Here is a 22682-nt window from a genome sequence, read left to right as displayed (position 1 = left end):
TAGAAAACCTAGTTGAATACTATGCAATGTGAGAATTTTATAGACTATTCACACATAATCCTACCGTATTGTATGCTATGTCAGTATATCTAACCACAGAAGCAAAGAAAAAAACTGCACAGAAATATAGCCTCTGCACAGTTCTTGATTTTATTGTTCTTGTAAACAGGCCATTAAAGCTTGTGCGGTCTGTTGCTTCCCCATCACCTTGATTGGTTGGCCTTCAGCAGGCACGATCCAATGAGGCTCGTCCCCTCCGTATAAAGACTGGGAGCTATTTGCTACCATAAATTGAGCATTGGCTGTTTCCATACGCAGTCTTGCGCGAGCTAGCAAGAACTCCTCATCATCCGTCGCTTCGAGCTTAAAGCCTACTAATGTTACCTTTGGTTGCCAGCCCTTGATTTGTCCTAACACTTTTGGCGCCTTTTTAAAATGAATAATAGGTGGTTCGTCGGAAGGCATTTTCCCCGCCTCCTCCATTAAATTACCTGATTGATCATACACCTTGTCAATGACCCAATCAGAGCCAGCAGCAGCCATAATGACGATATCGACTTGTTGTTGGACAGCATGACACACCTTTTGTCCTAAATCCTCTATGCCTTCAAATTTTATCAATGTCATTTTGTTGTGGTTTTCTGGGAGCTGTGCAAAGTAACCATGCATATATACTACGTTAGCGCCAGCAGCCAGCGCCGCCTCTGCTAAATAACAGCCCATTGTGCCTTTTGATAAATTCGTATGCCCTCGTACACGATCCCATTTTTCAAGTGTTCCCCCACTTGTAATGAGTACGGTTTTGCCTTGTAATGTCCCCATACACTCACCTATTTTCTGAAATATATACAAATACTATTTTAACGTAATGTAAGGATATGCTTCAATAGCGACTATCGTAGGGAGCTGTTTTGTTCATTTAACCAAGCGCTTAAAATCTCTGCAAATTTCTTTGTAACGGGTGAAGCATGGTGTTTCATAGCAATCCCAATGGTGCGGTAGCCACCTTGCTTTAATGGAATCGCTTTCAATGTTGGTGGTAAATTTTGAATAACCAATTGGGGTAAAATACTAATCCCTAAATGATGTGAAATCATAGAAAGAATCCCTACCTCCTCAGAAAGCTCAAAGCGAATATTCGGCTTTATATGATATTGCTCTAATAGCACCTTGACATCATTTGTCCCTTTATAGGAAGTCATAATAAATGGCATATCCTCTAGGTCTACGATATCAATTTCTGTCTTATCAAATAAGGGACTTTTATCCGAAACAATACATAATAATGGGTCTTGTTGTAACTCAGTAAATTGATATTGCTCTGACTTTTGACCATTCAAGAACCCGACTTCTACTTCACCACTTAAAAGCCATTGTTCAATTTCATAGTAATCTCCCTCTCGTAACTCCACCTGTATTCCTGGAAATTGATTATCCATAATCCGAACAATTTCTGGCATCCAATTCGAAGAAATACTTGAAATTACACCAATTCGAACCTTACCACGTGTCACGCCAAGAATATGAGCTGCTTCCTGCTGTAATAATTCCTGCGCATCCAAAACCTGACGCATTGCCCTTAGCATCGTTTGTCCCTCACTTGTTAATGTTACACCTACACGACTTCGATGAATGAGAGCAAAGCCAAATTCTTTTTCTAAACTTGACACGGCATGACTCACAGCAGACTGTGTTAACCCTAGTGCATCAGCTGCTTTTGTAAAGCTTGCCACCTCTGCCACCTTTGTTAAAATCTCGTATTTAACTAAGCTCATCCGCAATCCCTCTATATACATGAATTTTTTTAATCCTATTCATTATAAACATTCGTTTTACTAATCACAATACAAGATATATAGTAATTTTTAGTATAAAAACTGTTTTAGTACACAGATGGTAGGTGAACATAATGAGTATCCAAGGAAAAGCAAATGTATTGATGGTTATTGTCACAATGTTTTGGGGGCTCTCTTATACCTTTATGGTCATGGGGCTAGAAACATTGGCAGTTTATAATGTGGTGGCATTGCGTTGTATCATCGCATTTTTCGTAGCAGGACTTATTTTTTACAAACGGATGATCAAAGTAAATGGTAAAACATTAAAATATGCGGCTATTCAAGGATTTTTATTATTCATTGTGTTCGCGTTAAGTTTATTTGGTTTACAGTCTACTTCTGCTTCAAATGCTGGCTTCATCTTGAGCCTAACAGTCGTGTTAGTGCCGATTTTCAGCAGCTTTATTGAAAAAAAATTACCTTCTCGAGCAGTTAGCTTTGCGATCATTTGTACGATGATTGGTATTACCGTCTTAACAGCACATGGCTCATTCACTTTCCATACAGGTGATTTATTAGTAGCAATTGCTGCGGTATGTTATTCAATTTATTTACTTTTAAACAGCTCATTCACACGAAATGTAGAATCCATTTCATACGGAATTTATCAGCTTGGCTTTGCTGGTATTTATGCGCTTGGCTTAACATTTCTATTCGAAACACCGACATTGCCAAATTCCACAACATCTTGGATTGCTATTTTAGGGCTTGGCATCATCTGTAGTGCGTTTTGCTTTGTTGGTCAAACTGTTGCACAACAGTATACTTCTGCTACACATACAGGTCTAATATTCTCCTTAGAGCCTATTTTTGCCGCTATGTTTGCCATGATGTTTATCGGAGAAGGCTTAACTATGAAATTAGCGATTGGTGGTAGCTTCATTCTTATTGGGAATTTAGTGGCTCAATTAGAGCACTTCCATGCCCTACGCTTTATCAAGAAAGACGCACAAGAAAAAGTCATACAATAAAACAGAGTGATCACTGGGATCACTCTGTTTTTCTCTTTATAAAAATCTTCTATATTGCTCTGCCTCTGCCATACGCTGTTGATTTCTTAAACGCTCCTCTTGCTCTTCCGCTGTCTCTGGATAGGTTTGAAGCGTATCAACATCATCCTCATGTTCTGCATATAGGACAATACTTCCTTGTTCTACAAGATGTGCATAGTAAGCGATTTGTCCCTCTGACAGATTAAATCGTTTTAAGCCCTCTGTAACAGCTGAGTCGCCTGTAAACCAAGATTTGAATTGGTCTACCCAATTTCCAGCCTCATGTGTTTGCACATCGGCATCCCATTTTACATCCTCAAACTGTTGGGGATCTCTCGCAATAATATGGATATCGTCTTGGTGATAACCTTCCATTCGCATATGCTCTAAAATGTGAAGCATTTCATCCCTTGTATGGGCCACCTCAATTTTTGGATTTTGTTCATTCATCATGTTCAATTCCTCCTAAGTTGTATGGCTTACTAGAAAATTACCCTCACGGCACACAAGCAAACCCGTTTTATGAAACTGTAATAATTGTTATGATGCCTTAAACTATGTTGCTGATTTGACATAAAGCGTTCAGGGCAGAAAAAAACATGCTAGAGAGGCTTTCTTCTCCAGCATGCTGAACGTTTCATTTTTACTTGTCAAGAAAGGCTTTTAACATCCATGTATGCTTTTCAAGAGACTGATACATCGCATTGAGTAAATCCTCTGTACGGTCGTCCCCTTCTTCTGCGGCTAGCTCCATTGTAGAATTCAAAGCTTTCATCAGCTTTTGGAAATCTGAAATTGTCGTTGCAACCATGTCCTCTGTCGTTTCATCACCTGTTGCTTCCTCTACATAGGATAGCTCTAGATGCTCTTTTAATGTCGCCACTGGCTTGCCATCCTTTGATAAAATACGCTCTGCTATTTCATCTAAATTCAGCGTTGTTTCATTATACAGCTCTTCAAATTTTGCATGCAGTGTAAAGAAGGCTGGCCCTGTGACATACCAATGATAGTTGTGTAGCTTTGTGTAAAGCACAGACCATGTGGCCACTAGCTTATTTAATTGTTTGTTTAAGTTTTGTGTCATAATCCATTTCTCCTCCAATATGTCTTGTTCTAGCCATTAGTATGAGTAATAAAAGATGTTGGCTATACACACATTGTTCCCGACCGACAATATTTCAAACATACTTCATGCGAAACGACCTTCAGTAAGAATATTGCAACTATTCTATGAAATTATTTCACTTTCCGAAATAGTTTCGTTATAATGAAATCACTTACATGTAAAGGGGTGTCCATAAATGAAAGTTTTACCATTACGAAAAGATGTTGCAGTAGAAGAAACTTGGGATTTAACAGATTTATTGAGCAATGAGGCTGATTTTGAACCGACCTTAGCACAATTAGTAGAAGATGCACTTAGCTTCGAGCAACAATACAAAGGAACAATTACCGATGCGCAAAAAGTAATCGACGTGTTAACAGCCTTTGAGGAGCTACAAAAAAGATTTGTTCCGATTGGCACATATGCAAGCTTAAATCTCGAAACAGATCGCACAAATGATGTAGCACAAATGCGTGCCGCAAAATTTGGTACAGCTATCGGAAAAGTCAGCAGTGCTCTATCCTTCGTACGCAGTGAGTTACTGGCATTGGATGAAGCTGTTTTACAAGAAGCAGCAACATCAAGCCCTCTTTACAAACGATATCTAGAGGAATTATTAAAACGAAAACCACACCAGCTACACCCTGAAGTGGAAAAAGCGCTAGCAGCATTCAGCCCTACATTTGACGCGCCCTATAAAACGTATAATACGACGAAATTAGTGGACATGGATTTTGGCGAGTTTGAAGCCAATGGTGAAAAGCATCCCCTTAGCTTCGTCCTGTACGAAAATGACTGGGAGTTTGAAGCAAATACAGATGTACGTCGTGCTGCCTTTGAAGCATTTTCAAGCAAGCTACGTGATTACCAGCATACAACGGCTCAAGTATATAACACACATATTCAACAAGAAAAAACAATGGCTGACCTAAGAGGCTTTAACTCTGTTATTGATTATTTACTATTTGATCAAGATGTCGATCGTTCTCTCTATAATCGTCAAATTGATTTAATTACAAAAGAGCTTGCCCCGCATATGCGTCGCTATGCAACGTTAATTCAAAAAGCCAACGGTATCGACCAAATGACATTTGCAGATTTAAAAATTGCGCTGGACTCTGATTATGATCCTAGACTATCGATGGCTGAGGCAAAAGAATATGTTGAAAAGGCATTAGCCGTTATGGGTGAAGACTATAATCAGTTAATGGATAGAGCCTTCAATGAACGCTGGATTGACTATGCACCAAACAAAGGAAAATCTACAGGGGCATTTTGTTCAAGTCCGTATGGTAGCCATCCTTATATTTTAATGTCATGGAATGAACAAATGAATGAAGTCTTTACACTTATTCACGAGCTTGGTCATGCGGGGCATTTTGCAAATACGTATGAACATCAATCTTATCTGAATAGTCGACCATCTTTGTACTTTATTGAAGCGCCATCAACAATGAATGAAATGCTGTTAGCGAATTATTTACTAACACATAATGATGATCTACGCTTTAAACGTTGGGTAATTTCCAATATTGTAGCGAAAACATATTATCATAACTTTGTTACACATTTACTAGAAGCTGCCTATCAACGTAAAGTATATGAATTAATTGATGCTGGAGAGGCAGTTAACGCAACCATCCTCAACCAATTAAAACGCTCTGTGCTGGAAGATTTCTGGGGTGATACAGTGGCTATCTCTGAAGGTGCTGAACTTACATGGATGCGTCAGCCACACTATTATATGGGCCTTTACCCATACACATATAGTGCAGGGTTAACCATCTCAACACAAGTGTCTCAACGTATTTTAAAAGAGGGCGCTCCAGCTGTTGAAGATTGGCTAGCAGTGCTACAGGCTGGCGGCACAAAATCACCAGTGGAGTTAGCACAAATGGCAGGTGTTGATATCACGACTGACCAACCGCTTCGTGATACAATTGCCTACATTGGCCATTTAATTGATGAGCTTGAACGTCTGACAGTGGAAATCGAAGCCGTTCAGCAATAATTTAACTAGAAACGGTCCTGCCTATTTAAGGTGGAGACCGTTTTCTTTTTTTTAGTTCTAAGTAGAAAAATACGTACATATACTAGAATCAGGGCGTCCCTCTATATTTTTTAGATATTTCAAAATAGACAATTATTTTTCTTCATACAAAAGTACCGTTATTATTAAGAGTACGCAAATTATTTAGCAATATACGATTAACAATGATTAAAGGAAGTGTTCTAATTATGGTAAAACGTAATGATCCATGCCCATGCGGTAGCGGCAAAAAATATAAAAAATGTTGTGAAGGCAAACAGCAAGTAACAGTGGAAGCAGTACAAATCGAAGAATTAGAGCGTGTGCTACAAACATTTTACTTAGAATATCCTGAACGCAAAGATGTTCGTGCCTATATCGAGCATGTGGGCACATGGCAGCCTAAATTAGAGAGCGTTCTACAGCGTGAGCTAATCGAAGCCATCGCTTTAGACGACTTTTTCTTCCATCAAGAGCCATCTATCTGGAAAAATTATCTAAAGAAAACGAAGAAAAAGGCGGTAAGACCTTCTACAGTCAAAGTACTTGAAGATTGGTCTCAGCCGACTTTATTTATTGGTACGGTGTCTGTTGTTGAGGAAAAATATTTCAAGGCTAATCATTTACTTACAAATGAAGAGCTTTATATTCGTCGTGAAAATAACAAACCGATTCCTGAAGGTATGCATGTATTTGCCTTTATCTTACCAGACGGAACGAAGAAATCGGCTCATTATTTAGCTGTGTCCACACTGATTTTCTTCCCAGAGGATCATGCAAAAGTCTTTGAAGATTTCAAGAAGAACTTTGAGGCATCCGAGAAGAAGGTTGGCTCATTCTTAAAAGAAGAGCACCTAGCATTCTGGGAGTTATTAGTATCGAATGGCTATAAAGGTGAGGAATTCTCAAACTTTGAGAGCAATGTCCTGACACAAGTAAAGGACTTCCTAGAGCAAAATGAGCGTGAAACAGCACCGATGCTTGAGCTATTAGAGGACTATTTAATTGAAGGACAACCGACTGCGCGCAAAGAAGCAGCCATTGCAGCTGGTGCGATTCGTTATGGTCAGGAAAAGGAGCTGTTCGAGTCTCTATCTATGACGGTGAAAGAAATCGCTGCGACATTCGATATTTCAGCTTCCTCTCTTACAAAGTATTATCAAGACCTAAGCAGCTATGCTGATACGAAATAATTGTGACAATTAAAGAAGCTACATTTATTAGCATTGTTGCTAATAGATGTAGCTTTTCTTCATGTGTTCATTTACTATAAACTTTTAAAAGCTCTTCCCCTAAGAACTGTAGCTTTTCTCCAACTGAACAGGCTTCAATACAGAAACGATGAGCCCCTGGTTTACCACGGTCTTTACGTAATTGCTTAATCACCAAGCAATCCGCACAATACGTATCATGCAGTTCGTCAATATCCTTCATAACCGTCACTTTCTCCATGTTGAACTCTCGCTCCTTTCACGTCCAAAATTCACTTCCTACTATTATGAAGCGTTCAATTTCAACAAGCAACTATTTTGTTTACTTCCTACGTATTTTTTTCAAACACGAATTGCTCCACAAGGATGCTTTGCGCCATAGCCTTGTTGTACAATTATAGGGAAGTCAAAACGCAAAGTAGGGATGATATGTTAGAAGTTTATATAGATGCTGCCAGTGCAGGAAATCCTGGGCCAAGTGGGATTGGGTTATTTATTAAAGGTGAAGGCCACCATATCCAAATCAGTGAGTATATTGGCGAAACAAACAACCATATTGCTGAATTCACGGCATTAGTTCGTGGCCTTGAAGAAGCACAAAAGTTAGGCTCCCCTCTTGTCTCAGTACGTTCGGATTCCAAAATCGTTGTCGCTTCTATGGAAAAAGAATATGTCAAAAACGAGGAATTTAAACCTTATTTAGAAAAAGCTTTAGCACTTGCTACTAGCTTTGATTTATTTTTTATCAAATGGGTGCCTGACGCACAAAACAAAGCGGCTGATGCCTTGGCACGCAAAGCAATCCACAGCAAAAATAGCTAACATCATTTCACTGGACTGTTCTTTAAGTGCAGTCCCTTTTTCTTTTCCTATTCTTCAGTTACTTACTATCCCCCAATTTCATTATTTTATGCTATTCAAAAAAATGCTAGAAAACACCGCTCTTTTTCTGATTAATCCAAAACGATATTGACATTGTTAGAGTACGATGTTATCCTTTAACACATTAGTAGTTTAGCAAGCGAAAGTGATAGATTATAGGGGGAAACAAAAATGAAACGTGTATTGACTTTATTTATGATGCTGACAGCTGTCATCGTTTTAGCAGCGTGTGGTTCATCAAAAGAAAAGACAGCAGAAAAAAACGAAACAGCAGCAGATCAAGAAAAAGTGATTATTGGGATCGACGATAAATTTGCACCAATGGGCTTCCGCGATGATAAAAATGACATCGTTGGATTCGATATTGATTTAGCTCGTGCAGCAGCCGAGCATATGGGCGTTGAAGCAGAATTCCAACCAATCGATTGGAAAACAAAAGAGGCAGAATTACTGAGCGGACGTATTGATTTAATTTGGAACGGTTATACGATTACAGATGAACGTAAGGAAAAAGTTCTATTTACAAAGCCTTATCTTGAAAACTCTCAAGTTGTGCTAACAAAGGCAGATTCAAAGATTACAAAACTAAGTGATTTAGCTGGACAAGAAGTAGGTATTCAATCTCTTTCTTCTGCGGCAGATGCATTAAACGGGAACCCGATTCACAAAGAAGTGAAAAAAATTACAGAATTCACGGATAATGTATTAGCATTATCAGACTTAAAAACAGGCCGTGTTAATGCAGTGGTCATTGATGCGGTCGTTGCAGAATATTACATGACACAAGAGCCGGATACATTCAAATTATTAGAGGAATCACTTGCACCTGAACAGTATGGTATTGGTGTAAAACCAGGCAATGAAGCATTATTAGAAAAACTACAAGCCGCGTTAGACAAAATGAATGAAGATGGTACAGCGTCTGAAATTTCTACAAAATGGTTCGGTGAAGATAAAGTATTAAAGTAAGGACAGGATACATCAACTGTAAGAGTTTCCTTAGTGGAACTCTTACTCTTTTTGGAGGGACATCGTTATGGCGGATTACTGGCAAACTATGATATTACCGATGCTAGAAGGGGCAAAAATGACAGTTTTACTGTTTTTCATCGCCATTCTAGTATCGATTCCATTCGGCTTTTTACTAACACTCGCCGTAAAAAGTCGCATAAAACCACTCGCTTGGCTTGCACATACGTATATTTATATCATGCGTGGTACACCACTATTACTACAATTATTATTAATTTGCTTCGGTTTACCTATGCTGCCAGTAATCGGTGAATATTTAGTACTCGATCGTTTTGTGGCCGCTTGCCTTGGTTTTATTTTAAATTATGCTGCCTACTTTGCAGAAATATTCCGTGGTGGTCTTCTTGCCATCGATAAAGGACAATATGAGGCAGCCCAGGTGCTCGGCTTATCCAAGTGGCAAACGACGACACGTGTTATTTTGCCACAAATGTTTCGTGTCGCCTTACCAGCATTATCAAATGAATCCGTTACACTGATTAAGGATACAGCCCTACTTTATGCAGTTGCTGTTCCAGAATTACTCCATTTTGCGCAAACAGCTGTCAATCGTGACTTCACGATTACACCGTTCTTTATTGCTGGTGCAATTTACTTAGTCATGACCCTTGTCTTGACGGTGTTCTTTAAATGGCTAGAAAGACGCTTTAAATTTGAATAGAGGTGACACATATGGCATTGATGGAAGTAACAAACTTGAAGAAATCTTTCGATCAGGTGGAGGTTCTGAAACAAATTACATTTTCGGTAGAGAAGAACGATGTCATTGCAGTTATCGGTCCCTCTGGATCTGGGAAAAGTACAATGCTTCGAAGCTTAATACATTTAGAAGAAATTGATGGTGGCAGTATTGTCGTAGATGGCGATTATCTTGTGCAAGATGGTCAATATACAAAGCCACAGGCCATCAAAGCAATTACAGCAAAAATGGGAATGGTCTTTCAACACTTTAACCTGTTCCCCCACTTAACCGTTCAACAAAACCTCGAAATGGCACCAAGCTTATTAAAAACCGAATCAGCAGAGGCCATTACGAGACGCTGTCAAGATTTACTACAAAAAATTGGTCTTGCCGACAAGGCCAAGGCTTATCCTGCCAATCTTTCTGGTGGCCAAAAACAGCGTGTAGCAATCGCTCGTGCCCTGATGATGAATCCTCAAATTTTATTATTTGATGAACCTACCTCTGCCTTAGATCCTGAGCTAACAGGCGAAGTATTAAAGGTCATGAAAAGCCTAGCAGAGGATCAGATGACGATGATTGTTGTAACACACGAAATGGGCTTTGCACGAGAGGTAGCAAATAAGGTAGTCTTTATGGATGGTGGTCAAATTATCGAATCCGACCATCCAGACAACTTCTTTACAAACCCTCAAAACGACCGTACACGAGCGTTTTTACAAAAGAATCTTAACTAATTTGAAGGAGAGCTGGCTCATGTCGCTCTCTTTTTTATACAGGTCTTTTCTAGTGTTGAAAAACAAAACAATCAATAGAATTTTTGTGAAAAGTGAAAATGAATTTCCGTTGCAGGCTACTTGCTTTCCTGTGGGCGAGCGCCGAATCGCTTCCTCCGCTACCGCTCCGTTTAGTGGTTCGCCTGTCTCGCTATCCCACGGGAGTCAAGTAGCCTTCCACTCCAACCTACAAAATGTTAACTTTTTAGCAAAGGTTTTCAGATAAAGTGAAGGTGTTCACTACTCTTTAGGAAGAGATGTTGTCACGCATTACTTCTCCAATAAGAGTTTATCCCCTCTAAGAATACAAATAATGGACGATTTAATCGCTATGCTACTATGAAAAAAGTAAAGACACTTTGCAGAATGGTTGATTGAAGTGGAGCCAGCGTCACTCTTAGGGGATTTAGCGTCACAGAGGAGACCCTGGAGCGAACGTAAGTGAGTGAAGCGGCTCCTCGGACGCCCCCTGGAAAGGATGCTGGCGGAACGGAAATCAACCCCCTCACCTTGCTAAAAAGTCTTTTTCTAGTGACATGATCTTTTTTCAACAACAGAAAAGGAATAGGACACGCATGTATCCTATTCCTTTATTACATTATTCATTTGGGAATTTCGGTAGATAAATCATGACCTTAAATAAATCGCCATCTACTTGCACTAAGAACTTGCCGTGCTGGATGTGAATAAGGCTTTCAGCAATCGACAACCCTAATCCGCTACCTTGACTTGATCTTGATTCATCTCCGCGTTTAAAGCGTTCCATTAGCTCCTCAGCTGAAATATTCAATTCATATGCTGAAATATTTTTAAATGTTACAAGTAGTTCATTCCCTACATCTTCAACATCAATATACACCCTTGATGCCGGCTGTGCGTATTTAAAAATATTCGAGAATAAATTTTCGATGGAACGCCATAGGAGTTTACCATCAGCCTTCACATACACTTTTTCTGTTGGATGAGCTAGCTTAAAATCTAAGGACGAGGCTTCAATTTTTTCATCCATTTCTCCGATCCCTTGCGTTAGTAATGATACGATATCAATCCGTTCTAACTGGACAGGTATACTACCACTTGATGCTTTAGCCGCTTCAAATAAATCATCGGTTAAGTGCTGAAGTCTTTTCGATTTTTGATCTAACACGTCCACATATTCAGCAATCATTTCAGGATCGTTTTCTAATTTTAATAAATCGACATACGTAATAATTGATGTTAAAGGCGTTCTGATATCATGCGAAACATTCGTAATAAGCTCTGTTTTTAAACGCTCACTCTTGATTTCACTATCCACTGCCTTTTTCAACCCATCTGTAATCCGATTTATATTTTCTGCAAGTTGACTAAACTCCCCTTTTCCATCAACTTCAATTCGATGATGAAGATCCCCATTTTTAATTTGCTCTACACCCTCTTTAATGCGGTTAAACGACTTCACCTTTCTCAGCGCCAACCAGGCAGCTATCCCCATCGTAATGGGAAACATGAAAAATGTTGCCGCCACAACTAATGGATAGCCAATGACTAGCAGCACAATTTTCACGCCTGTACTACCACTGTCAAAAACATGTTTCACCAAAATAAATAGCTTTTTGAAAATTTGATAGAGGAGTGTATGCTGCAATAACGATCTATTTTTAATATGCTTTACGAGCGATAAAATCAATAGTAAGGCAATGATAAAAATAGGCACGCTGAAGAACATGTACATATCATGGAATACTTCAACAATCATGGCGATCCACATCGCTGTTAAACATCCGATTAGCACAATATTGAGATCATTATAAAGTTTGTCAATGAAATGGAAATGAATTTCTTTATCTTTAAATGACGTTCTTCCAATAACTATGATTAAATACACAAAAGATAAAATAAACCCTGCTAGAAATACCATAAATTCATTCAGAAAGCTTTGGGCAGTCGCTTTATCTTTTTCCCATTCCGACATTTTTTGTTGTAAGTAAGAATCTTTAAACGCTACATACATAACATCTGTCTGTGGGTTCAACATGTCAACTTCATGTGTAAAGTAATCCAAGTATTGACTTTCTTTCACTTCATTCGGATGAAGCTTTTGTTGATAATTTTCAAATAACATATAGGCATCAAAGGATTCAAATTGCTCTTTCTTATTGAGATCACTATTGGAGAACTCATGCTCACCGTCACTCGCATAAAACACAATTCCTTCATAGGCTTCTAACGTACTGCGTAATCGATAAAAATTTCTTACCTGTTCATTCATACTTTTATCTTTTATTCTAGCAATGTCATTTGCATATATTTCTTGATAGTTATCCTTATTTTCCTCTTCACTCAAATTCGAATTATATCTATAAGAATTACGGAAATCATAATATAACTCTTCTTCGATTCTTCTATTATCCTCTTCTACTAGTGTCTTATCACTTAAAATATATTCTTCACTTTTGTATTTTCCGATTAATTGCGCTAAAGGAGCAATAATGCTGTAACTTTCATCAGCGAATGCTCGGCTTTCAAAATAATGATCTTGATTTATACTACTAAGATGAATCTCATTAAATTCCATGTTGATCATTACCCTCGCGATACCAGTTAAACAAGCGATGGCAATTAGGAACACAACCACTTTCGTAATGAGTGCATGACTAATACTTCTCAACTTTCTCAACCTTATACCCAACTCCCCATACAACTTTTAAATACTTCGGCTCTTTTGGATTAATTTCAATTTTTTCTCGAATCTTTCGAATATGAACCGAAACCGTATTTTCAGGATTAATAGCCCTGACATTCCATACCTTTTCATAAATCTCTTCAATCGTGAACACCCTACCAGCATTGGCTGTCAGAAGCTTTAAGATTTTATATTGCACTGGTGTCAAATGAACCTCTTGTTTATCAACAGTAATGACTTTTTGTTCATCATCAATCACAAGCCCGCCCGTTTGAAATACAGCACTACTCATCTCGAGACTCCCAAACGTCGTATACCTTCTTAGCTGGGATTTCACTCTAGCCACAAGTTCTAATGGATTAAACGGCTTGGACATATAATCATCTGCTCCGATATTTAATCCGAGTATTTTGTCATAATCCTCCGACTTAGCAGAAAGCATAATTAACGGAATCATATTATCTTGCCGAATCTTCATCGTCGCCGTAATCCCATCCATTTTTGGCATCATAATATCCATAATAATGAGGTGAATAACGTGATCCCGAATAAGATCGATTGCCTCTATACCATTGTAAGCTTTGAATACTTGATAGCCCTCATTTTCTAAATAAATGCTAATCGCTCTAACAATTTCTTTATCATCATCACAAATCAAAATGTTCAACTACATTCACTCCTCCACCACTTTAGGTTCATGTCATCACCCCTATAGGATTCGTATAAGGATATAATACTAATTAAATCTTAACAAACTCAGACACTAATTCTTAAGATTTTCTTAGTGTTTTCCTTTATGTCAAATACAAATTCGAAAAATTCGAGGAATACAATAAAAAATAGAGAGCAGGCTTGAGCGGCTCTCCTTTAATCATCTAATATACAATTCGGAATTATGCAGCTTGAGGTATTAATCAAAATAGGCAGGTTCTTGTGGGTACCTTAAATGACGAAAAGCTAGTTTTATTTGTGACGCTGTATTTCTGGCTATTGATAGAGAGGGCAATTCATTTTCAGCAAAGAATGCAACGGCATTAGTTTCCATGCCCTCTTCTGCCTGTCCCCCAATGATTTCACATTGAATAAACATTTTATAGACATAGTAGAGAGATGGTGGATGAGGGTGGCATTTCTTATCAAGTACACTTATGAGTTTGATTGCTTTTACATCAAATCCCGATTCTTCTTTCGTTTCTTTGATGGCTGCTTCACTAGGCGTAAGTCCGATGTCACCCCAGCCACCTGGTAATGACCAATCCCCATCCATCTTTTCTCTCACCATTAATATTTTATTGTCCCTAAAAACAACCGCCCTAATATCTATTTTTGGTGTCGCATAACCCGTCTCATTAGCAAATAAATCACGTATAACCGTCTTATCCATCTCCGTATGGTGTGCTATGATGTCCACGCTTATTTCTCTTAATGATTCAAACCTTTCTAAGTCATAAATATCCTTCGAATAAGTTAGTCCTGCCTGTGCAATTGATTGTAGTTCCTTTGCCCACTCAAGCCATTTAGGTTCCATTTATTATCACATCCTATTTTATGATTTCATCCTACCAACTGATTCCCCAAAAATCATTTGTAGTCCATAACAATTAATTTTACATTATTTGAAAAAAAACATTTATCCATGTTATAATTCTTAGTGAAGATGTATATAAGTAAATAAGACCATTGGTGCTGGAACACCAATGGTCCTAGTAACAAGACGAATCGCTTCAAAGGCGATTTGCAAAGTGATGAAAGTAAACCATCTCACATGCTGGCGAGGCAGGGGCGGTTTACTTTTTTTGTGTAAAAGTAAATGACAATGCAAGTACAGAAACAATAAGTGTTGAAAGACTTATCGCAACCATCATTGCTTCAAAAATAGTCAATGGCATCAACTCCTTTCTCTTCAATAAGCTGAATGAGATAGGTTAAAATTGTGCCAACCGCCCATGAAACCTCTATCTAGTTACGCTCTTATTATACCATATTTTGGTCAATAACGACCGCGCTGCATGACTGAATTTTCATAGCCTATGATCGCTTCTAATAATAAAAACAGTTGGGACAGATCCAACTGTTTTACTATATATTCACTACTTTTTTCGGTTTCATCTTTGCAAGGCGTACGAGATAAATAATAAAGACAACCCCTAGTAAACCTGCACCTGACAAGTAGACTGAAGCATAACCTGCCTGTACGGCCACCATTCCTAAAATATAGGAACCTAGTGCGATTCCAAGGTCAAACATCGTAAAATAGGTTGCAGTTGCGTAGCCACTTCGCTGGATGGCTGTGGATTGAACAGCTAATGCTTGCAAGCTTGTCGTCACAGCTCCATAGCCGAAGCCTACAAAAATAGCAGCACTTAAAAATAACACGGGTCCTTCTACAAAAGCGAGCATAACGAGTCCGATGGCGAAGGAGATAATGCCAGGAATAATAACAAATTGCGGTCCCTTCGTATCATAAAGTTTACCTGTATACGGACGCGTAATTAACATGGATGCAGCAAACACTGCATAAAAAAGACTGGCCACTGCCATTAAATCTTTTTGCTGTGCATAGACCGATAAAAAGGATAAAACACTGGCATATGAAAAGGCTACTAAACTAGCAATCGCAGCAACAGGTAATGCTTTTCGCTCAAATAAATCATCGAATTTAAAGGTTAGTTTTCCTTCATGGGCAGGTTTCGGTAAATCATCGGTATTGACCGTTAACGCTAAAATTCCTCCTGCTAAAACGCAAATACTCATAACAATGAACAATACGTTAAAGGTACTATATTGAATTAATAATAAGCCGATAAATGGCCCGATGACAACTGCTAGATTCGTAGACATCGTAAAATAGCCTAGCCCTGCCCCTTTTCGTTTAGCAGGAACAATATCTGCGGCTAAAGAACCCGCGGCTGTTGTGATAATGCTAAAGAAAATCCCTTGAATAAAACGAAGACCAAGTAAAAGTCCAAATGGATGAATAAATAAATATAAGACGGTACAAATAAAATAGCCCACTATAGAGAGGACTAACAGTTTTTTCTTACCAAATACATCCAACAGTTTTCCTGAAAACGGGCGCACAATGATAGCTGACAATAAAAAGCCAGACAATAGAAGCCCTGCCTCCTTATCTGTCTGATGTAGCTCCCCTATTGCATAAAGAGGCAAAGTCGTTACAAGTCCATAAAATACAAAAAAGACTGAGATATTCGTTAAAAATAGACTAATGAAACGCTTCGTCCATATCTGTGTATTCTCTTCTTGCTGCATGTCCATCAACCTTTCATTTTTTCCAATAGCTTTAGAAATTGCTGCTGTTCTTCAGCAGTTAATGACCCTACCATTTCTTCTTCAAATGCTAGAATAGTTGCTGTAATGGCTGGTAGGCGCTCCTCTGCTTGTGCAGATAAAGTCACAATCTTTTCTCGTTTATCCTCACCATCTAATCGTTGTACCCAGCCCAATGACTCAAGCCTTGTAATCGCTCTTGTAATACTTGGCGCTTCCACATTTAAATACTTCCAAATTTGCGTTAATGTCATCGGCCCATTTTTATGTAAGCAATATAAAATGGTCCATTGAGAACTATATAAATGATGCTGCTTCAGCACTTCATTTAAGCAATTAGTTAAATAGCGATTTTTTTGGAATAAAGCATGGAAAATTGGATTCATCGCTGTCTACCTCCTGAAAAATTTATTTACCTAGCTAAATAAATACTATACGCTTCATTTTTTTCTTTGTAAAGGAAGTAATTTGGAAAGATGGCTCGATCATCAGCAGGAAATTTTTTGCATGTGTCGAATAAAACTTAGTAGATTCACAATGTAAAGGAGATGGAATCATGGGGAAAAAGGTTTTAATACTTGCAGGAGATGCAGTAGAAGCTTTAGAGATTTTTTATCCTTATTATCGTTGTCTTGAGGCAGGCTATGATGTCACTATTGCAGCGCCATCAGCTAAGAAATTACAGACCGTATTACACGATTTTGTAGATGGCGTCGATACATACATCGAGCGACCTGCCTATGGTTTAGAAGCACATGCTTCTTTTGCTGATGTTGATCCAACCGATTTCGATGGATTGATTATTCCTGGTGGTCGTGCGCCAGAATACATTCGTTTAAATGAGCATGTTCCACCACTCGTGTCCCATTTTTTCGAAACCAATAAACCGATTGCAGCCGTTTGTCACGCAGCACAAATTTTCGCGACTATTCCTGAAGTGCTAAAAGGACGTGAGCTAACAGCCTATATTGCCTGCAAGCCAGAGGTGCAGGTGGCGGGCGCTACTTATATTGACGCCAATCTTCATACAGATGGCAATTTAGTAAGTGGGCATGCATGGCCTGATTTACCAGGCTTGATGCGCGCATTTATTGAAAAGCTAGAAGGTTAAAGTACAAGGATGCCCTATTTTAGGCATCCTTGTTTTATGAAGTACTTTCTTGAAATTCAATTTTTTCTACTTCTTGCGTTGTGGTTTGATAGCTGATTCTGACATAAACACCAAATTCCTTATCAGGCTGCTTAAGCCAAAGCTTAAACTTCTCAATGGTTGATGTTCCATGTACTTCCTTGCCTTCATGCAAATAATCCACAATCTTGGCAGTAGGATATTTTGCCTTTACCTCTTTGATAGCCATCTGTCCCCATTTTGCATAAGCGGGTGTTTCTTGTTGTGCATTTGCAACAACTGGTAGATGTATAAACACAGCAAGACAAACAAAAAGAAGTCCAAGTAAATAAAATTTTCTCACTTGAATCACTCCCTTTTTGACTGTATAAAGAAGCACATACGGTAAAAAATAAGAGCTCCAAAAAGTTTTGGAGCAGCTTGTCTTTATTGCTTTGGCTGTTGAGGATTATTATGAATGACTTGGTTAAACTCCGCTGAGTACTCCTCACGATCATTCTTTTTATGTGTATCTTCCTTCTTTTTCTTTTTAAAGCTTGTTTTCCTCTTTTTCGCCATGATTTGTACCTCCACTATTTCGTTTTATTAGACTGCTGGTTTTTATCATGATTTGTTTTATTATTTTTATTTTTAGCTTTCGCATCAAATTCTGCTGCGAACTCTTCGTTCAAGTTGTCATTCGGGTTGTTATTATTGCTATTACTTCGATCAAGATCTTTGCTTTTGTAAGTACCAAAAGGATTATGTGTTCGCATATTCATGGTTTTACTGTTGTTCCGATTATTACGTTTGCCCACGTAACTTCACCTCCTGCACATAATTTGTTCAAGTAGAGGCGTTACTATGTAGGTAATTTTCTTCGCTATTTGTAAAAAAAATGAACATGACTAATCTGCATTAGTCATGTTCATTCTTATCTGTCTCTAGACAATTGTATATTCTGTAATGTTGAGCAATGCTCCGACAGCGCCTGAAAAGCCATGATCGTTTATAAAGACAGGTGTATGCTTCTTCGTGCGTGTATAATTTGCAATTACACGGGCAAGATGAGCATTATTGCTGAGGGTTGATCCAATATAGACAATATGCTGAGCCTTTTTTTCTTCCGCATATTGAATGCTAAGTGTTGTGATGACTTCGCCTACTAGTCCCTGAACCGTTGCAATAATATCCTCGGCCGGATGTTTGATGGACTTTGTAATGCCTACTTTCCCAAAATTACTCGCAGTTAAATGACCATCAATTGGTGTATCCATGCCCTGGTAAATGTCCTTAACCAATAAATCAATACTCTCACGATGGCCATTGTCAGCCAATTCTCGTAGCTCATTGTAATCGGTAATACCTGTTGTAAGCGCTGACAATCCAATTAATGTCCCACCACCAACGCCTGTTCCGCCAACACGAATATGGGTATTGCCCTCCATATAATGAATGGAAGTGCCTGTCCCAATATTGGTGATCATACTACGCTCAAAAAAGTAACCTTCTTTATTTAATAAAAATCGGACACCCTTTAATGTTGCTTCAAATTCCACTATATAATGAATCGATTTCATTGTTTTAATGACATCAAGTAATTGCTCTGTACGTCCCCCCGTAACACCAATATCCTCAATATCTGGATGGTCAATAATCCATTTTTTTACAGATTGCAAATCATTAGACGGAAAGGTTGTTAAAATAAGCTCATTGTGTTGATCTAAATAAGCAACCTTTGTCAATGTGCCGCCTGCATCAATACCTATAGCCTTTGGCATACAATTCTCCTTTGTTTTTATTACGTAACTTCCTCATACAATGATTGCAGTTTACGCGATGATTAAGGCAACTAATAAAGTACATGCCCTCTTTGGTACTAAGGATTTTGCAAGGAGTTTTGTGTGCCAAAATCCTGACCAATTAATTTGTTCGTACGAAAGCTAAACGCTCAGTACAATCCCCCAAATTGTGTAATGACATTTTCGCCCTTTCTAAACTTTAACGCTGTTGAAATGATTGTGCAATAACTTCGTAAACTTTCATGAAAAAATCACGAAAAATATCAAATTTTTTCTAATCGATAGCTGAATTTTAATGCATTTCGAAAGCTTTATCATCATTTTACTAAAAAAACAAAAAAAGTGAAAATGCACTGCTTGAACAGGCATTTTCACTTTCCTATAGCGATTAATTAGCGTGCTGAATAGCCACCGTCAATGACAAGCTCAGCACCTGTAATATAAGAAGCTTCATCTGATGCTAAAAATAAAATAGCATTTGCTACTTCCTCTGGTTGGCCAAGGCGACCCATTGGTGTTGCTCTTACTAACATATCCATTGCTTCTTTTGCTTCAGATAATTTAGCTGTCATGGGTGTTTCAATGACACCAGGGAATACTGTATTAACACGAACATTGAAAGCACCAAGCTCTGATGCCGCTGCTCGAGCAATCGCACGTAAAGACCCTTTAGAGGCTGTATAAGCATTAAAGCCTGCGCCAATAATCGCTGTGTAAGAGGATGTATTAACAATAGAGCCTTTCCCAGCTTCTTTCATATAGTTAGACACATGTTTAATGCCTAGGAATGGACCAAAAGCATTGATATTATGCATGATTGACCAGTCCGCTTGTGTAATTTGATCTGGTCCTTTTTCGGATGAAATACCAGCATTATTAATTAAAATATCAATGCGACCATATTTCTCGACAATGGCTTTCGTCACTTCTGCCCAGTTTTCGTCTGAGGAAACATCTAATTTCATGCCCGCTACATTGGCTAGCTCGGAGATTTTTGCTAGGTTCTCTTCATTAATATCAGCCGCAATTACCGTAGCTCCCTCTTGCGCAAACAATTTCGCCATTGCTGCACCCATACCAGATGCGCCACCAGTAATCATCGCAATTTTATTATCTAAACGTCCCATTTTCTAAACTTCCTCTCTTCTGAAATGTGGTTTAACCTATACTTTTGTCCACAATAAAAGTATAGGTTTAAATAGTTTACTATTAAACTATATCATTCTCAGGAAACGTTTTCAAAGAATATCTCTCTAAATATGAACAATCTGTTTTATCTTTCCCTATTTTTACGATACGATATACTATAGATGTGGAACCATTTGAACGGAGGAATACAAGTGAACGAGCAAAAAAGACTTTACAAAGAAGCGATGCAGGTTTTGAAAGATACAAGCCGCACGTTTTATATACCGATTACTTTTTTAAAAAATGATTTAAAGGTGTCGGTGGCTGCTGCGTATTTAGCTATGCGTGCCATTGATGAAATTGAAGACCATGAAGAGCTTTCTAATGATGTGAAATTTGATTTGCTGTCAGCAACGAGCGAATTATTAAAGGACACTTTTAATGAAGAAGCCTATCAAGCATTACTCGCACCTTATGCAGACCAATTACCTGAAGTATCTCTTCGTTTAGCAGATTGGCTGACATTTTGCCCTGAGGAATCCAGAAAAATTGTGCAGGCTTCCACAAGTGAAATGGCTTTGGGTATGGCAAAATGGGCAAAAGCCAATTGGCAGGTCCACACACGTGAGGATTTAGATGATTATACATACTACGTGGCTGGGCTTGTTGGGACGATGCTGTCTGAGCTTTGGGCATGGGGTGCAGGCGTTCAAACCGATCGCGAGCTAGCAATTGGCTACGGTCGCGGATTACAGGCTGTCAACATCTTACGAAATCAGCATGAGGATTTAGATGAACGTGGTGTAAGTTTCGTACCTGACGGGTGGACACGCGAGGATTTATTTGCTTATGCAGAAGAAAATTTAGCTAAAGCAGATCTGTATATGAAGGATATCAATAAACGTACTATTCTGCTGTTCTGCCGCCTACCACTTGCCTTAGCCCACAAAACACTAAAGGCAATGCAGGAAGGACGAGAAAAAATGACTCGTGCCGAGGTTGAGCAGACTGTTGAAGAGGTACAGGCCGACTGATAGGTGCATTACATTTCTCGAATGACCCTTTAAGATGAAGTTGCAAAATCAATAAAACCCCTGCATGAGAATTTTCTCGTACAGGGGTTACTTTTTTGAGCAACCTTCACTCTATTTTGAATAAACTAGATTAAAATGGCGTGAATGTATTTCATGAATTACAATTTTCGGACAGGAACTTGGATTTCAAAGGTGATCTCATTCGGTTTATCCGTAATCGTAATATCAAGATGCATAATTTGTAATGCATCACCAGTAATCTGATAACTGTTTTTGTTAAGATAATGAAGTATTTTTCTTAAACTTTTGCTACGACTTGACAATAATTCTCCATTGTAACGGATACACGCAAATAATCCCCCCGGAATCGTCAATTGATATGTATTCGGAATCTCTTCCTTATCTTTTGCTACAATAAAAATAGTAGAAGGATCTTCAAAACGTCCTGATTTTAGATTCGTTTCTTCGATAATAATGCCCAGTCTGTTTGTAGCAAGGATGGGTGTCTTCTCCATAAGCATATTCTCAAGATTCAAGACACCGTAGCAAAGTTCGAAGTTATTATTAATTTTTTCCTGCAAGGTAAGTAATTGCCTACTTTTCATTTCACGGAATATGACTTTATGAAGTTCATCTTCTATTGCCACCTGTTCCAAATAGGCAATCTTCTCTCTAATATTTTCCTCCAACTCGTTCAATTCTTTCAGATTGGAAACAAGTTCTTCGTGTTTTGTTTTCATAATCTCTAATGATTTACTAAAATTGCGCTCATTTAGATAATCCTTGATCTCATCTGTAGTCATCCTAAGTTGCCTTAGTTCTTTAATGGTACCTAGAATTTCATACTGAAAAATGGAGTAGTAGCGATACCCTGAATGAGGATCGATAAATTGTGGCTTGAACAAGTCGATCCGGTCATAGTGGCGTAATGTCTCCGATGTTAACCCTCGCAGCTTTGCCATTTCACCGATTGTCAGTTTTTCTTTCAATCAGCTTACCCCCATATGGACTGCTAAAATTTTTATCGTGGTGATAATAGGAAAACTTACCAAACCCGAAAAATTTCGAGTTTGATTAGTTTCACACACTCAGCAAATTTTTTAAAATAAG

General features: G+C 38.4%; 25 protein-coding genes. 9 read left to right on the top strand and 16 right to left on the bottom strand.

The features are described 5' to 3' along the window. Positions 1–150 precede the first annotated feature (150 nt). Together MHB40_RS08680 and MHB40_RS08675 are read right to left on the bottom strand one after the other, a co-directional pair. Complete coding sequence (locus tag MHB40_RS08680; protein WP_205442592.1) at positions 151–822, bottom strand: phosphopantothenoylcysteine decarboxylase; 672 nt, start codon at positions 820–822, stop codon at positions 151–153. Positions 823–893: 71 nt separating this feature from the next. Continuing rightward, entirely contained in the window at positions 894–1775 is an 882-nt protein-coding gene (locus MHB40_RS08675) for a LysR family transcriptional regulator (RefSeq protein ID WP_342443159.1), read from the bottom strand. 134 nt (positions 1776–1909) lie between these two features. On the opposite strand from MHB40_RS08675, the gene MHB40_RS08670 reads away from it, so the two are divergent. Further along, positions 1910–2809 (top strand): DMT family transporter, encoded by a 900-nt coding sequence (locus MHB40_RS08670; protein ID WP_205442590.1) that lies wholly within the window; start codon positions 1910–1912, stop codon positions 2807–2809. A gap of 36 nt (positions 2810–2845) precedes the next feature. Here the strand turns inward: MHB40_RS08670 and MHB40_RS08665 are convergent, their stop codons facing one another. Both MHB40_RS08665 and MHB40_RS08660 read right to left on the bottom strand, forming a co-directional pair. After that, positions 2846–3283, bottom strand: coding sequence for a general stress protein (locus MHB40_RS08665; RefSeq protein WP_205442588.1), 438 nt, complete (start codon positions 3281–3283; stop codon positions 2846–2848). Positions 3284–3473: 190 nt separating this feature from the next. Continuing rightward, the gene (locus tag MHB40_RS08660) at positions 3474–3914 is read right to left on the bottom strand and encodes a DNA starvation/stationary phase protection protein (RefSeq protein ID WP_205442587.1); all 441 of its coding nucleotides are present in this window, start codon (positions 3912–3914) and stop codon (positions 3474–3476) included. 217 nt (positions 3915–4131) lie between these two features. Here MHB40_RS08660 and pepF point away from each other — a divergent pair, with 217 nt between their 5' ends. Further along, entirely contained in the window at positions 4132–5946 is a 1815-nt protein-coding gene (gene pepF, locus MHB40_RS08655) for an oligoendopeptidase F (RefSeq protein WP_342443158.1), read from the top strand. Between the two features lie 227 nt (positions 5947–6173). Next, a complete protein-coding gene (locus MHB40_RS08650; RefSeq protein WP_205442585.1) occupies positions 6174–7157 on the top strand; it encodes an SEC-C metal-binding domain-containing protein in 984 nt (327 codons plus the stop codon). Positions 7158–7224: 67 nt separating this feature from the next. Here the strand turns inward: MHB40_RS08650 and MHB40_RS08645 are convergent, their stop codons facing one another. After that, positions 7225–7416: a zinc-finger domain-containing protein gene (locus tag MHB40_RS08645; protein WP_205442584.1), complete on the bottom strand. Its 192-nt coding sequence runs from the start codon at positions 7414–7416 to the stop codon at positions 7225–7227. Between the two features lie 188 nt (positions 7417–7604). On the opposite strand from MHB40_RS08645, the gene MHB40_RS08640 reads away from it, so the two are divergent. The 4 genes from MHB40_RS08640 to MHB40_RS08625 all read left to right on the top strand — a co-directional run bounded on the left by MHB40_RS08640 (position 7605) and on the right by MHB40_RS08625 (position 10508). Next, positions 7605–7997: a ribonuclease HI family protein gene (locus tag MHB40_RS08640; protein WP_205442583.1), complete on the top strand. Its 393-nt coding sequence runs from the start codon at positions 7605–7607 to the stop codon at positions 7995–7997. 231 nt (positions 7998–8228) lie between these two features. Next, positions 8229–9026, top strand: a complete 798-nt coding sequence (locus tag MHB40_RS08635; protein ID WP_342443157.1) for an amino acid ABC transporter substrate-binding protein — start codon at positions 8229–8231, stop codon at positions 9024–9026. 67 nt (positions 9027–9093) lie between these two features. Beyond that, a complete protein-coding gene (locus MHB40_RS08630) occupies positions 9094–9750 on the top strand; it encodes an amino acid ABC transporter permease (RefSeq protein ID WP_342443156.1) in 657 nt (218 codons plus the stop codon). 11 nt (positions 9751–9761) lie between these two features. Beyond that, on the top strand, positions 9762–10508 hold the full coding sequence (locus MHB40_RS08625; RefSeq protein ID WP_342443155.1) for an amino acid ABC transporter ATP-binding protein: 747 nt from the start codon (positions 9762–9764) through the stop codon (positions 10506–10508). A gap of 637 nt (positions 10509–11145) precedes the next feature. Here the strand turns inward: MHB40_RS08625 and MHB40_RS08620 are convergent. The 5 genes from MHB40_RS08620 to MHB40_RS08600 form a co-directional block, all read right to left on the bottom strand. Then, positions 11146–13206 carry a HAMP domain-containing sensor histidine kinase gene (locus MHB40_RS08620; RefSeq protein ID WP_342443154.1) on the bottom strand — a complete coding sequence of 687 codons (2061 nt, stop codon included), beginning with the start codon at positions 13204–13206 and terminating at the stop codon, positions 11146–11148. Then, a complete protein-coding gene (locus tag MHB40_RS08615; protein ID WP_342443153.1) occupies positions 13184–13879 on the bottom strand; it encodes a response regulator transcription factor in 696 nt (231 codons plus the stop codon). Before MHB40_RS08615 ends, MHB40_RS08620 begins: the two co-directional genes overlap by 23 nt. Positions 13880–14122: 243 nt before the next feature. Then, positions 14123–14740 (bottom strand): NUDIX hydrolase, encoded by a 618-nt coding sequence (locus MHB40_RS08610; RefSeq protein WP_342534319.1) that lies wholly within the window; start codon positions 14738–14740, stop codon positions 14123–14125. Positions 14741–15291: 551 nt separating this feature from the next. Then, positions 15292–16488 (bottom strand): MFS transporter, encoded by a 1197-nt coding sequence (locus tag MHB40_RS08605; RefSeq protein WP_205442575.1) that lies wholly within the window; start codon positions 16486–16488, stop codon positions 15292–15294. After that, positions 16488–16886 carry a MarR family transcriptional regulator gene (locus MHB40_RS08600; protein WP_205442574.1) on the bottom strand — a complete coding sequence of 133 codons (399 nt, stop codon included), beginning with the start codon at positions 16884–16886 and terminating at the stop codon, positions 16488–16490. Before MHB40_RS08600 ends, MHB40_RS08605 begins: the two co-directional genes overlap by 1 nt. Before the next feature lie 170 nt (positions 16887–17056). On the opposite strand from MHB40_RS08600, the gene MHB40_RS08595 reads away from it, so the two are divergent. Then, positions 17057–17611: a DJ-1/PfpI family protein gene (locus MHB40_RS08595; protein ID WP_342534318.1), complete on the top strand. Its 555-nt coding sequence runs from the start codon at positions 17057–17059 to the stop codon at positions 17609–17611. 34 nt (positions 17612–17645) lie between these two features. Here the strand turns inward: MHB40_RS08595 and MHB40_RS08590 are convergent, their stop codons facing one another. The 5 genes from MHB40_RS08590 to MHB40_RS08570 all read right to left on the bottom strand — a co-directional run bounded on the left by MHB40_RS08590 (position 17646) and on the right by MHB40_RS08570 (position 20537). After that, the gene (locus MHB40_RS08590) at positions 17646–17972 is read right to left on the bottom strand and encodes a DUF3889 domain-containing protein (RefSeq protein WP_342534317.1); all 327 of its coding nucleotides are present in this window, start codon (positions 17970–17972) and stop codon (positions 17646–17648) included. 83 nt (positions 17973–18055) lie between these two features. Next, the gene (locus tag MHB40_RS08585; protein WP_004269370.1) at positions 18056–18187 is read right to left on the bottom strand and encodes a hypothetical protein; all 132 of its coding nucleotides are present in this window, start codon (positions 18185–18187) and stop codon (positions 18056–18058) included. Positions 18188–18201: 14 nt separating this feature from the next. Then, positions 18202–18426, bottom strand: a complete 225-nt coding sequence (locus tag MHB40_RS08580) for a hypothetical protein (protein ID WP_004269369.1) — start codon at positions 18424–18426, stop codon at positions 18202–18204. A gap of 126 nt (positions 18427–18552) precedes the next feature. Then, positions 18553–19389 carry a type II pantothenate kinase gene (coaW, locus tag MHB40_RS08575; RefSeq protein WP_342534316.1) on the bottom strand — a complete coding sequence of 279 codons (837 nt, stop codon included), beginning with the start codon at positions 19387–19389 and terminating at the stop codon, positions 18553–18555. A 413-nt stretch (positions 19390–19802) separates the two neighbouring features. Beyond that, positions 19803–20537, bottom strand: a complete 735-nt coding sequence (locus MHB40_RS08570; RefSeq protein ID WP_342534315.1) for an SDR family oxidoreductase — start codon at positions 20535–20537, stop codon at positions 19803–19805. A 213-nt stretch (positions 20538–20750) separates the two neighbouring features. Here MHB40_RS08570 and MHB40_RS08565 point away from each other — a divergent pair, with 213 nt between their 5' ends. Beyond that, the gene (locus MHB40_RS08565; protein WP_342534314.1) at positions 20751–21572 is read left to right on the top strand and encodes a squalene/phytoene synthase family protein; all 822 of its coding nucleotides are present in this window, start codon (positions 20751–20753) and stop codon (positions 21570–21572) included. A 158-nt stretch (positions 21573–21730) separates the two neighbouring features. On the opposite strand, the gene MHB40_RS08560 is transcribed toward MHB40_RS08565, so the two are convergent. Then, positions 21731–22561: a MerR family transcriptional regulator gene (locus tag MHB40_RS08560; RefSeq protein ID WP_342534313.1), complete on the bottom strand. Its 831-nt coding sequence runs from the start codon at positions 22559–22561 to the stop codon at positions 21731–21733. Between the last annotated feature and the right edge of the window lie 121 nt (positions 22562–22682).

It is taken from the genome of Lysinibacillus sp. FSL K6-0057 (assembly GCF_038630885.1).
GTDB classification, from domain to species: Bacteria; Bacillota; Bacilli; order Bacillales_A; family Planococcaceae; genus Lysinibacillus; species Lysinibacillus fusiformis_F.
This window is presented reverse-complemented; position numbering and strand designations above follow the sequence as displayed.

Coding starts and splice junctions, on each gene's coding strand:
- MHB40_RS08645 (WP_205442584.1), bottom strand. CDS start 7,416: ATGGAGAAAGTGACGGTTATGAAGGATATTGACGAACTGCATGATACG.
- MHB40_RS08635 (WP_342443157.1), top strand. CDS start 8,229: ATGAAACGTGTATTGACTTTATTTATGATGCTGACAGCTGTCATCGTT.
- MHB40_RS08600 (WP_205442574.1), bottom strand. CDS start 16,886: ATGAATCCAATTTTCCATGCTTTATTCCAAAAAAATCGCTATTTAACT.
- MHB40_RS08605 (WP_205442575.1), bottom strand. CDS start 16,488: ATGGACATGCAGCAAGAAGAGAATACACAGATATGGACGAAGCGTTTC.
- coaW (WP_342534316.1), bottom strand. CDS start 19,389: ATGCCAAAGGCTATAGGTATTGATGCAGGCGGCACATTGACAAAGGTT.
- MHB40_RS08680 (WP_205442592.1), bottom strand. CDS start 822: ATGGGGACATTACAAGGCAAAACCGTACTCATTACAAGTGGGGGAACA.
- MHB40_RS08650 (WP_205442585.1), top strand. CDS start 6,174: ATGGTAAAACGTAATGATCCATGCCCATGCGGTAGCGGCAAAAAATAT.
- MHB40_RS08630 (WP_342443156.1), top strand. CDS start 9,094: ATGGCGGATTACTGGCAAACTATGATATTACCGATGCTAGAAGGGGCA.
- MHB40_RS08665 (WP_205442588.1), bottom strand. CDS start 3,283: ATGATGAATGAACAAAATCCAAAAATTGAGGTGGCCCATACAAGGGAT.
- MHB40_RS08660 (WP_205442587.1), bottom strand. CDS start 3,914: ATGACACAAAACTTAAACAAACAATTAAATAAGCTAGTGGCCACATGG.
- MHB40_RS08585 (WP_004269370.1), bottom strand. CDS start 18,187: ATGGCGAAAAAGAGGAAAACAAGCTTTAAAAAGAAAAAGAAGGAAGAT.
- MHB40_RS08640 (WP_205442583.1), top strand. CDS start 7,605: ATGTTAGAAGTTTATATAGATGCTGCCAGTGCAGGAAATCCTGGGCCA.
- MHB40_RS08595 (WP_342534318.1), top strand. CDS start 17,057: ATGGGGAAAAAGGTTTTAATACTTGCAGGAGATGCAGTAGAAGCTTTA.
- MHB40_RS08675 (WP_342443159.1), bottom strand. CDS start 1,775: ATGAGCTTAGTTAAATACGAGATTTTAACAAAGGTGGCAGAGGTGGCA.
- pepF (WP_342443158.1), top strand. CDS start 4,132: ATGAAAGTTTTACCATTACGAAAAGATGTTGCAGTAGAAGAAACTTGG.
- MHB40_RS08610 (WP_342534319.1), bottom strand. CDS start 14,740: ATGGAACCTAAATGGCTTGAGTGGGCAAAGGAACTACAATCAATTGCA.
- MHB40_RS08670 (WP_205442590.1), top strand. CDS start 1,910: ATGAGTATCCAAGGAAAAGCAAATGTATTGATGGTTATTGTCACAATG.
- MHB40_RS08625 (WP_342443155.1), top strand. CDS start 9,762: ATGGCATTGATGGAAGTAACAAACTTGAAGAAATCTTTCGATCAGGTG.
- MHB40_RS08570 (WP_342534315.1), bottom strand. CDS start 20,537: ATGGGACGTTTAGATAATAAAATTGCGATGATTACTGGTGGCGCATCT.